Genomic DNA, 10303 nt, shown 5'->3' with positions numbered 1-10303 from the left:
TGCCCGCCGACGTCCTGGACCCGGCGTGGAAATCGATCCGGCTCACCGACGACCCGCTGGCCGCCACCCTCGACGCCCAGGCGCACCACGCCGTCGACGCGGGTCTGCTGGAACAGCCCGACCTCAAGGGCATCTACGACCTCACGCTGCTCAACAAGGTCCTCAAGGCCAAGGGCGAACCCGCCGTCGACGACGCCGGACTCGGCGTCCAGTAAGCCCGGACCACGACCCAGGGACCAGGAGGTTCGACCATGGCCACGACCACGCCCATCGCCGAGGACACCCGGATCGCCGAGGACGCCCGGATCGCCGGGGCCGGCGAGACCGCCGGGGCCGCCGGGGCCGCCGGGGCCATCGCTCCCGGCAGGACCGCGGAGCCGGCTGCGCGTGCCGCCCGGATCGAGCACGTCTCCAAGTCGTTCGCGGGCCCCGCCGGGGAGCAGCTCGTGCTGGACGACATCAGCCTCGATGTCGCACCCGGCGAGTTCGTCACCCTCCTGGGGGCCTCCGGCTGCGGCAAGTCCACCCTGCTCAACCTGGTCGCCGGACTCGACGAACCCAGCACCGGCACGATCACCACCGACGGCCGGCCCGCCCTGATGTTCCAGGAACACGCCCTCTTCCCCTGGCTGACCGCGGGCAAGAACATCGAACTCGCCCTCAGACTGCGCGGCGTACCCAAGTCCGAACGCCGCGACAAGGCGGCGGAACTGCTCGAGCTCGTCCGGCTGAAGGGCGCGTACGGCAAGCGGGTGCACGAGCTGTCCGGCGGCATGCGCCAGCGGGTCGCGATGGCCCGGGCGCTCGCCCAGGAGAGCAGCCTGCTGCTGATGGACGAGCCCTTCGCGGCACTCGACGCCATCACCCGCGACGTACTGCACGAGGAACTGACCCGGATCTGGCGCGAGACGCAACTCTCCGTCCTCTTCGTCACCCACAACGTCCGCGAGGCCGTCCGCCTCGCCGAACGCGTCGTACTGCTCTCCTCCCGCCCCGGACGCATCGCCCGCGAGTGGACCGTCGGCATCCCGCAGCCGCGCCGCATCGAGGACACCGCCGTGGCGGAACTGTCCGTCGAGATCACCGAAGAGCTCCGGGGAGAGATCCGCCGCCATGGCCAGCACTGACACCACCCGCCCCGCCCAGGACACCGGCGACCTCGCCGGCCTCGAAGCGGGCCTGGACGCACTGGAAACCCAGCACAGGAGCCGGACGCCCCTCCGCCGGACCCTCACACACAAAATGCTGCCCCCGGCCGTCGCCGTACTCCTCGTACTGGCGCTGTGGCAAGGACTGGTCACCTTCGGAATCGTCGACGACCCCACCAAGCTGCCCGCCCCGGCCGACGTGTGGGAGGTGGCCCGGCAGGCCTGGCTCCAGGGCGAACTCCTCGGCTACATCTGGACCAGCGTCTCGCGCGGACTGTCCGGCTTCCTGCTGGCGCTGCTGATCGGCACGCCGCTGGGACTGCTGGTCGCCCGCGTCAAGCTCGTGCGCGCGGCGATCGGCCCGATCCTGTCCGGCCTCCAGTCGCTGCCGTCGGTGGCGTGGGTACCGCCGGCCGTGATCTGGCTCGGCCTGAACAACTCGATGATGTACGCCGTCATCCTGCTCGGCGCCGTCCCCTCCATCGCCAACGGCCTCGTCTCCGGGGTCGACCAGATCCCCCCGATCTTCCTCCGCGCCGGTCGCACCCTCGGCGCCACCGGACTCCAAGGCACCCGCCACGTCGTCCTGCCCGCCGCACTGCCCGGCTACGTCGCGGGCCTCAAACAGGGCTGGGCGTTCGCCTGGCGCTCCCTGATGGCCACCGAGATCATCGCCTCCTTCCCCGACCTCGGCGTCGGCCTCGGCCAGCTCCTGGAGAACGGCCGCAACGCCAGCGACATGGCCATGGTCTTCGAGGCCATCCTCCTCATCCTGACCGTCGGCATCGCCATCGACCTGCTCGTCTTCAGCCCGCTCGAACGCGCGATCCTGCGCAGCCGCGGCCTCCTGGTGAGGAGCTGACGACCACCATGCACCGTGCGATCCGCTCCGTCCTGTTCGTCGCCGCCCGTGGCCGGCGGCGCCCTCCGCCCGCCGAGCGTCCGGGCCGTCCGCCCGCCTCCGGCGGGGCCCGGCACGTCCTCCAGCGGGACTCGACGGATCACCTGCTGGTCCTTGAGATGCGTCTATCAAGGTGGCGGTGAATGGTTGACCGGCGAAACGGAGACCGTCATGCGGGCACGGCACGCATCCGCCATGCGAACCATCGGCAGCTGTTTCGGCGAGGGCCTCGTGTGGATGGGGTTCGGATGGTTCGGAGCGCGTCCGCCCCACCCCTGGTCGGGGTACGCGATGCCGCCCGCCGAGCAGCCGTGCCTGCCTCCGCTGTCGGAGGAGGAGTTCGCCCGGTGGACGACCACGGCCAAGCACCTGTGAGAGGCGGCCGCAGCCGTTCTGCGGCCTGCGCACGTTCCCGCCCGAAGACAAGGAGACCAGGGTGACCAGCACCGGGCCGGCCACTGCTCACGTTCCCGTGCAGAAGCGGCGCATACTCAAGCTGTTCCGTCCGTACCGCAAGAGCCTGCTGTTCGTCGCGTCGCTGGTCGCGGCCTCTTCGCTGGTCTCCCTCGTCAACCCCTTCCTGATCCGCGAGATCATCGACGTGGCGCTGCCGCAGGGCAGGACGGGACTGCTGTCCCTGCTGGCCCTGGGCATGGTCGTCGTCGCGGTCGCCAACAGCTCGTTCAACGTGTGGCAGACCTACCTGTCCGCCAAGGTCGGCCAGCTCGTCATGCACGATCTGCGCACCGCCGTCTACTCCCATCTCCAGCGCATGTCGCTTGCCTTCTTCACCCGGACCCGCACCGGTGAGGTCCAGTCGCGGATCGCCAACGACATCGGCGGGATGCAGGTGACCGTGACGACCACCGCGACGGCGCTGGTGTCGGACGTGACCACCGTCCTCACCACGGTCACCGCGATGGCCCTGCTCGACTGGCGGCTCACGCTCGCGTCGCTGTTCGTCCTGCCCGGCTTCGTCTGGGTCAGCCGCCATGTCGGAGACGAGTTGCGCGGCCTCACCCGTGCCCGGCAGCGCCAGTTCGCCGACCTCTCGTCGAACGTCCAGGAGTCGCTGTCGGTCAGCGGCATCATGCTCGGGCACACCATGGGCCGTTCGCGCTCGCTGAGCGACGCCTTCGCGGGACAGTCCCGCAAGCTCACCGACATCGAGGTGCGCGCCAGCACGGCGGGCCTGTGGTACCAGTCCACGATCTGGATCGTCATGGCGGCCATGCCCGCGGTGATCTACTGGGTGGCGGGTCTGACCGGCAGCGGCGGCCAGATGTCCATCTCCATCGGCGCGCTGGTCGCCTTCGCCACGCTCCAGCAGATCCTGTTCCGGCCGGCGCAGCGGCTGCTGACCATCGGTCTGGACATCCAGAGTTCCCTGGAACTGTTCGGGCGCATCTTCGAGTACCTCGACCTGCCCGTGGACGTCGCCGAGCCCGAGCACCCGGTGGTGCCGACGAGCCTGCGGGGCGAGGTGCGGCTGCGCGGGGTCGGTTTCCGCTACACGGGCGCCGAGCGGCCGACGCTGGACGGCGTCGACGTGACGGTTCGCGCCGGGCGCAACCTCGCCGTCGTCGGGGAGACCGGCTCGGGCAAGACGACCCTGAGCTACCTCATCCCGCGTCTGTACGACGCGACGTCCGGCAGCGTCACGATCGACGGCGTCGACGTGCGCGACCTGTCGTTCGACACGCTCGCCGCCGCCGTCGGCGTCGTCTCCCAGGAGACGTACCTCTTCCACGCCTCGGTCGCCGACAACCTCAGGTTCGCCAAACCCGACGCGAGTGACGAGGAACTGGTCGCCGCGGCGCGGGTGGCGCACATCCACGACTACCTGATGTCCCTGCCGGACGGCTACGACACGGTGGTGGGCGAGCGCGGGTACCGCTTCTCCGGCGGGGAGAAGCAGCGTCTGGCCATCGCCCGCGCCATCCTGCGCGACCCGCCCGTGCTGGTGCTCGACGAGGCCACCAGCGCGCTGGACACCCAGACGGAGCGGGCCGTCCAGCAGGCCATCGACGCGGCGAGCGCCGGCCGCACCACCATCACGGTCGCGCACCGGCTGTCGACCGTGCGCGACGCCGACGAGATCCTCGTCCTGGAGCGGGGCCGCGTCGCCGAGCGCGGCACCCACGACGAGCTGCTCGCCCTCGGCGGTCACTACGCCATGCTGGTGCGCCGGGACGGCGAGATGGCCGTCGTGTAGGCCGGTGCCGGTCGAAGGCCGTGCAGCGGACCTCGAGCGGTTCTGGAGGGGGCATTGCCTACGATCCGGCGAATGGAGACCGCGTCTGCCGAAATACCGGACCCGCCCTCAGTCGCCCGGCGCACCCTGCTACGGGGCAGCGCCGTCGCCGGCCTGGGGGCGCTCGTGTCGTCGTCCTCCGTCTTCGCCGCGCCCGGCCCGGCGTCGCCCGGCGGTCCCGAGCCGTCGGCGGACGGACTGCTGCTGACCAAGTTCAAGGATCCGCTGCGTACGCCGCCGGTGCTGCGGCCGCGCGACCGCGGCGGGCACGACGAGCTGACCGTGCGCATGCGCACCGCCGACGTCACCGTGCACTCGGAGCTGCCCGCGGTGCGGATGTGGACGTACGAGGGGAGCCACCCGGGCCCGACGATCGAGACGGTCCGCGGCCGCCGGCTGCGCGTCACCTGGGAGAACGGTCTGACGGGGAACATCCCGGTCACCGCCGTGGAGTTCGGGCAGCCCGGCGGCCCCATGCCGGACCCGCTGTCCAACTACCCCGGCACGCGGGGCTGCCAGGAGGTGGCCGCGGTGGCCGGCCTGGAGCCGTGGGCCGCCGTGCACCTGCACGGGATGCTGACCGGCGGCGGCAACGACGGCTGGATGGAGAACCTCGTCGCTCCGGGCGAGGTGCAGCTGTCGGCGTACCCGAACGACCAGGCCGCTACGACCCTCTGGTACCACGACCACACCCACCACGTGAGCCGCTTCAGCGTGTACGCCGGCCTGGCGGGCCTGTTCATCTCCCGCAACGCCGAGGAACGGGCCCTGGACCTGCCCAGCGGCAGGCACGAGGTGCCGCTGGTGCTCAGCGACCGCAACTTCGCTCTGGACGGCTCCGAGGCCCTCACCGGACGTCTGGTCCACAAGGTGGAGATGGTCGGCACCAAGCTCATGCGCGCCCACGCCGCTCCCTACACGCTGGTCAACGGCGTGGTCTGGCCCTATCTCGACGTCCAGCCGCGCTGGTACCGGTTCCGGATCGTCAACACGGCCAACTCCCGGATCTACCGGCTGATGCTGCTGGCCGACGGCCGGCCCGTCCCCGGGGCCTTCCAGGTGATCGGCACCGACCAGGGGCTGATCGACAGGCCGCTGCCGGTCGAGGGGGCGCTCAACCTCTCCCCTGGGGAGCGCGCCGACGTGCTGGTCGACTTCAGCGCGTTCCGCGGCCGGTCCGTCAAGCTGGTCAACACGATGGAGGGCGTGGCCCCCGGCGACTCCAGCACCCGCCACGACCTGCTGGAACCCGACGTGATGCAGTTCCGCGTCGCCGGCCGGGGGTCCGCCGGGCGGTTCGCTCTGCCCCGGACCCTCTCGCCCACCTTCGAGCGGCCCACGCACCACGACCTGCCGCACGGCGGACGCCCCCGGTGGGTGGTACTGGTCGGGCCGGGATCGGCCAACGTGCCCGAGCTGTGGGAGATGGAGGAGACGGCGGAGTCCGACGCGGAGGGGATCACGTTGCCGTCCGCCGGGATCGTCCAGGTCAAGGACGCCGAGGGCAAGGTGACGACGCTGCGCAGGACGGCCATGCACTACGACGACGGCAACGCGTTCACCGTGGCGCACCACGGCGTGGAGATCTGGAAGTACCTCAACCTCGCCGCCTCGCCCCATCCCATGCACATCCACCTGGCCCACTTCCACGTGCTGTCCCGGGAGAACTACGACGTGACCGGCTTCGACCGGGTCGTGAGGGGCTCCGCCAGGCCGGTGTCGTTCCTGGGGGCGGCGGAACTGGAGGCGCACGAGCTCGGGGAGAAGGACACCGTCCGGGTGGGCACGGCCGGCCGGATCACCCCCGGACCGAACGGGACACCGGGTGAGCTGGTCACCGTGGCGGTGCGGTTTCCCGTCGTCGGCAGGGGCGTGCACCACTGCCACATGCTGGAGCACGAACAGCACATGGTGCGCCCGCTGGTGGTCGGCCCGGCCGCCCACCGGCAAGCGGGCGGCCACCACTGACACGCCGAGTGCCCGCGGCGGTGGACGGCGCGGGCACTCGGCGGGGCAGAGCTGCGAGGGTCTGCGGCAGTGCGGTCAGGCGGCCTTGCGGACGATCTCCACGGGATTGGCGTCCAGGAGGGTCCGGACGGCGCCCTCGCCGCCCGCGACGTCCAGGGACATGTCGTGGAGACGGCCGATGACGTTCCGGACGACCTTTTCCGGCTGCGTCTTCTCGGTGCCCTCCCAGACCAGCTCCGGGAAAACCGTCAGGTAGACCTTGTCGTTTCCCTGGCTGTAGATGTTCACTTCCATGACGTCACGGAGAGCCATCCGGGCTTCGTAGATCAGATTGTTCATGTGCCACCGACTTTCGGTATCCGTTTCTGAGGCTTCCTGGCCACACGTACCGATCTCATGATGGTCAGCGGGCGAAGGGCGCGCAACGAAGTCCGGAGATTACCTGTTCAACTGCGGGAAATCCGCGATTGAACGGGCTTGCCAATTGCCGGTGTTTGACAGAAAAAGGCCCGCCTGCGGACCATCGGTACTGTTCGCAAATGCTGCAGGCCGCGTCCCACGAAAAGCATCCGGAGTGCCATGAAAATCCTGTTCATCACCACAGGCAGCCAGGCCACCTACTATGCCGCTGCTCCGTTGGCGACGGCCGCGCGCAACGCGGGCCACCAAGTCATGCTGGCCGCCCACGAGCCGTGGGTGGAGACCGCGGAGGCCATCGGCCTCCCCACCTTCTGCTTCACCGTGGACCCGATCCGGCACTTCATGCGGATCACCAATCCGGGCAAGGGACTGCGGTTCCCCCGGGAGCTGGGCGACGAGGAGATGTTCGGGCAGGGCCGCGGCTTCGCGAAGATGGGCCTGGCCGGCGTCGAGTCCCTGCTCGAGCTGGCCAAGGACTGGACCCCGGACGTGGTCGTGGGCAGCTCGCAGAGCTACGCGGCGATGCTGCTCGCCGCCCACCTGAAGGTCCCGTACGTGCGCCACATCGAGTACCTGGGCATTCCGCTCACCGGTATCGACCCGGGCGCCGAGGAGGAGCTGCGGCCCGAGATGGAGCGGCTGGGCGTGGACGGGCTGCTGAAGCCCGACCTGCTGCTCGACTCGACGCCGCCCTCGCTGCGGCCCGCCCACGACCCGGCGGCGCAGGCGATGCGCTGGATCCCCAGCAACCCGCAGCGCAGGCTGGAGCGCTGGATGTACACCCGTCCCGAGGGCCGCAAGCGAGTGGTGATCACCTCCGGCTTCCGCAGTCTGATGTTCCGCGACCCGGGCTGGTCCATACCGCTGCTCGTCAAGGAGCTGGACAAGCTGGGTGCCGAGGCGCTGATCGCGGCGAACCCCGGCGCCGTCGAGCGGTTCGGCACCGAGCTGGGCGACGCCCGCGTCGGGTGGATCCCGATCGACGTCACCGCCGCCACCTGCGACCTGGCGGTCCATCACGGCGGCGCCACCACCGCCACGACGCTGATGGCCAACGGTGTGCCGCAGCTGGTCATCCCGGAGAACCCGCCGGAGTTCCCGCCGAACTACCACCGGGAGGCCATCGCCAAGGCCATCACCGACTTCGGCGCGGGCAAGACGCTGTGGCCGCAGACCCAGGAGCCGGACAAGGCGCCGGGCGAGGTGATCGCCGCGGCCTGCCGGGAGCTGCTGGAGAACCCCGGCTACACCGAGCGGACGCAGTTCATCGCCAAGGAGATCTCGACGCTGCCCACGCCCTCCGAGATCGTGCCCAAGCTGGAGGCGCTGGTCTGACGGCAGGCGTGACGCTTTCGGCAACGCGAATCGCCCTGGGACCGCGGAGAGGTTCTCCGCCGGTCCCAGGGCGATTCGCGTTGCCCCCGCGCGGCCGGCCGGGACGCCGGCGGCGCCGGTCAGCGGGCCGCCAGGGCCTCGATGTCGCGCAGCACCTCGTCCGGCGTGGGCAGCGCGGCGCTCTCCGCGGCGAGGGTGCGGGTCCGCTCGGCGTACCGCGGGTCGTCGAGGATCTGCCGGCAGGCCGTGACGGTCACCTCGTCCGGGTCCTGGCCGGCCTCCGGCCGGTGCCGGTCGACCATCACGGCGGCGCCGAAGCCGCTGACAGCCTCCGCTACGGCCTTGCCGTAGCCGTTGTCGGGGACGATCAGCTGGGGGACGCCGGCGTTGATCAGCGTCATGGCGGTGGTCGCGCCGCCGTGATGGACCGCCAGGTCGCAGGTGGGGGCGACGACGTCCAGGGGGATCCAGCCGATGCGTACGTCGCCCAGTTCCGCGCCGTAGCGCTCGGCGGCCTCCGGCAGTGCCGCGATCAGCACCTCGGCCCCCGTGCCGGTCAGCCCGTCCACCAGCCGGCGCAGCGAACTGCCGGGGGTGTCGAGCATCAGGTTGCGGGTGCCCGCGGTGATCAGCACCCGGCGGCGGCCCTCGGGGCGGGAGTACATCCACGGCTCGACCCGGCGCTGGCTCACCCGCGGGACCCAGCGCATCGCCCGCCCGGCGGGGGCGCCCGGCGGGCGCAGGGACGGCGGGCACAGGTCGACGAAGAGGTCGGGCTCCGGCAGCTCGGCCAGCCCGAGCCGGTCCAGCTGCGGCTGGAGTTCGGCCACCGCAGTGCGGTCCCGGCGTGCCATCGGGGCGATGTACCAGATGTGCCGGACGAAGGGGACCTTGCACCGGGCGGCGAGCACCCGGGGGACGTGGGACAGGCCGCCGACGACCACGTCCGGGGACCACTGCCGGGTCAGTTCCAGCAGGGCGTCGATCCGGACGGCGGCCGTCATGGCGTCCTGGCCGTAGCGCATGCGCTCGGGAGTGATGCAGACCGCGGGGAGCCCGACGGACTGCGCGGCCGCCATCAGCGGTTCGTCGGCCGCCAGCAGGATCTCGTGGCCCGCGTTCCGGGCGGCGGCGGCGAGCGGGGCGACGCCGAAGACTGCCGCCTGGCTGCCCCCGACGGTGAAAAGTATTTTCATGGCTGTCGCACTTCTTCCGTTGGCGGGCGCAGGGACTGCGCGGGACGTGACGCGGGGTCAGCCGGCCTTGGCCATTTCCATGACGTACTGGCCGTAGGAGGAGTTCGCGAGGCGGCTGCCGAGCCGGTAGCAGGACTCCTGGTCGATGTAGCCCATGCGCCAGGCGATCTCCTCGAGGCAGGCGATGCGGACGCCCTGGCGGTGTTCCAGGACCTGGACGTAGTCCCCGGCCTCCATGAGCGCGTCATGGGTCCCGGTGTCGAGCCAGACGAACCCGCGGCCGAGGGGGACGAGCCTGGCCTCGCCGCGTTCCAGGTAGACGCGGTTGAGGTCGGTGATCTCCAGCTCGCCTCGTTCCGAGGGCCGCAGCCGGCGGGCGATGTCCACCACCCCGTTGTCGTAGAGGTACAGCCCCGTGATCGCCATGTTGGTCTGCGGATGGGCGGGCTTCTCCTCGAGAGCGACGAGTCTGCCCTGCTCGTCGACGGTACCGACGCCGTAGCGCTCGGGGTCGCGCACCGGGTAGCCGAACAGGACACAGCCCTTGAGGTCCTGTGCGGCCCTCTGCAGCATCGGTCCGAACTCGTACCCGTGGAAGATGTTGTCGCCCAGCACCAGGGCCACGGAGTCGTCGCCGATGTGGTCCGCGGAGACCAGGAACGCGTCGGCGAGCCCCCGGGGCTTGTCCTGCTCCGCGTAGGTCAGGGTGATGCCCAGCCAGGAACCGTCGCCCAGCAGTCGCCGGAACATCTCCGAGTCCTCGGGCGTGGTGATGATCTCGATCTCTGTGATCCCCGCCAGCATCAGGGCGGACAGCGGGTAGTAAATCATCGGCTTGTCGTAGACCGGGAGCATTTGCTTCGAAACTCCGAGGGTGATCGGATGGAGTCTCGTGCCATTGCCGCCGGCCAGGATGATGCCCTTCACCGTGGCGCCTCCTCAGTAACTTCGTGCCAAATAGGCGTGCCCGCACTTTATCGGGGGCCGGTACCCGCCCGGAAGTCTTTCCCGGACCGCCGCCCCGAATGGTGTTCTTGTTGACAGACCCGGGCCTGCTTACTCAGGCTGACGGCATACCGGT

9 protein-coding genes and 1 pseudogene are annotated in these 10303 nt (G+C 70.6%); 7 read left to right on the top strand and 3 right to left on the bottom strand.

Annotation, left to right across the window (positions count from 1 at the left end; genetic code table 11):
• The 6 genes and pseudogenes from ACZ4V1_RS31215 to ACZ4V1_RS31190 all read left to right on the top strand — a co-directional run.
• A pseudogene (locus tag ACZ4V1_RS31215) lies at window positions 1-215 on the top strand (sulfate ABC transporter substrate-binding protein); the annotation flags it as partial.
• Between the two features lie 36 nt (window positions 216-251).
• Window positions 252-1127 carry an ABC transporter ATP-binding protein gene (locus tag ACZ4V1_RS31210; RefSeq protein ID WP_468342890.1) on the top strand — a complete coding sequence of 292 codons (876 nt, stop codon included), beginning with the start codon at window positions 252-254 and terminating at the stop codon, window positions 1125-1127.
• Window positions 1114-2010: an ABC transporter permease gene (locus tag ACZ4V1_RS31205; protein WP_468342887.1), complete on the top strand. Its 897-nt coding sequence runs from the start codon at window positions 1114-1116 to the stop codon at window positions 2008-2010. The genes ACZ4V1_RS31210 and ACZ4V1_RS31205 overlap by 14 nt, the downstream gene beginning before the upstream one ends.
• Before the next feature lie 186 nt (window positions 2011-2196).
• Window positions 2197-2424, top strand: a complete 228-nt coding sequence (locus ACZ4V1_RS31200; protein WP_468342884.1) for a hypothetical protein — start codon at window positions 2197-2199, stop codon at window positions 2422-2424.
• A 61-nt stretch (window positions 2425-2485) separates the two neighbouring features.
• On the top strand, window positions 2486-4264 hold the full coding sequence (locus tag ACZ4V1_RS31195) for an ABC transporter ATP-binding protein (RefSeq protein WP_468342881.1): 1779 nt from the start codon (window positions 2486-2488) through the stop codon (window positions 4262-4264).
• A 72-nt stretch (window positions 4265-4336) separates the two neighbouring features.
• Window positions 4337-6271: a multicopper oxidase family protein gene (locus ACZ4V1_RS31190; RefSeq protein WP_468342878.1), complete on the top strand. Its 1935-nt coding sequence runs from the start codon at window positions 4337-4339 to the stop codon at window positions 6269-6271.
• Between the two features lie 75 nt (window positions 6272-6346).
• Here the strand turns inward: ACZ4V1_RS31190 and ACZ4V1_RS31185 are convergent, their stop codons facing one another.
• Window positions 6347-6610 carry a hypothetical protein gene (locus ACZ4V1_RS31185; RefSeq protein ID WP_219188917.1) on the bottom strand — a complete coding sequence of 88 codons (264 nt, stop codon included), beginning with the start codon at window positions 6608-6610 and terminating at the stop codon, window positions 6347-6349.
• A gap of 240 nt (window positions 6611-6850) precedes the next feature.
• Here ACZ4V1_RS31185 and ACZ4V1_RS31180 point away from each other — a divergent pair, with 240 nt between their 5' ends.
• Window positions 6851-8026: a glycosyltransferase gene (locus tag ACZ4V1_RS31180; protein ID WP_468342874.1), complete on the top strand. Its 1176-nt coding sequence runs from the start codon at window positions 6851-6853 to the stop codon at window positions 8024-8026.
• Between the two features lie 119 nt (window positions 8027-8145).
• On the opposite strand, the gene ACZ4V1_RS31175 is transcribed toward ACZ4V1_RS31180, so the two are convergent.
• Together ACZ4V1_RS31175 and rfbA are read right to left on the bottom strand one after the other, a co-directional pair.
• A complete protein-coding gene (locus ACZ4V1_RS31175; RefSeq protein ID WP_468342871.1) occupies window positions 8146-9222 on the bottom strand; it encodes a glycosyltransferase in 1077 nt (358 codons plus the stop codon).
• A 57-nt stretch (window positions 9223-9279) separates the two neighbouring features.
• Complete coding sequence (gene rfbA, locus ACZ4V1_RS31170) at window positions 9280-10149, bottom strand: glucose-1-phosphate thymidylyltransferase RfbA (protein ID WP_468342868.1); 870 nt, start codon at window positions 10147-10149, stop codon at window positions 9280-9282.
• Window positions 10150-10303: the final 154 nt, after the last annotated feature.

The sequence above is a fragment of the Streptomyces sp. NPDC028991 genome (assembly GCF_055564775.1).
This window is presented reverse-complemented; position numbering and strand designations above follow the sequence as displayed.

Excerpts from the sequence above, each read along its gene's own strand:
- ACZ4V1_RS31180 (WP_468342874.1), top strand. The coding sequence starts at position 6,851 with ATGAAAATCCTGTTCATCACCACAGGCAGCCAGGCCACCTACTATGCC.
- ACZ4V1_RS31190 (WP_468342878.1), top strand. The coding sequence starts at position 4,337 with ATGGAGACCGCGTCTGCCGAAATACCGGACCCGCCCTCAGTCGCCCGG.
- ACZ4V1_RS31185 (WP_219188917.1), bottom strand. The coding sequence starts at position 6,610 with ATGAACAATCTGATCTACGAAGCCCGGATGGCTCTCCGTGACGTCATG.
- ACZ4V1_RS31210 (WP_468342890.1), top strand. The coding sequence starts at position 252 with ATGGCCACGACCACGCCCATCGCCGAGGACACCCGGATCGCCGAGGAC.
- ACZ4V1_RS31175 (WP_468342871.1), bottom strand. The coding sequence starts at position 9,222 with ATGAAAATACTTTTCACCGTCGGGGGCAGCCAGGCGGCAGTCTTCGGC.
- ACZ4V1_RS31205 (WP_468342887.1), top strand. The coding sequence starts at position 1,114 with ATGGCCAGCACTGACACCACCCGCCCCGCCCAGGACACCGGCGACCTC.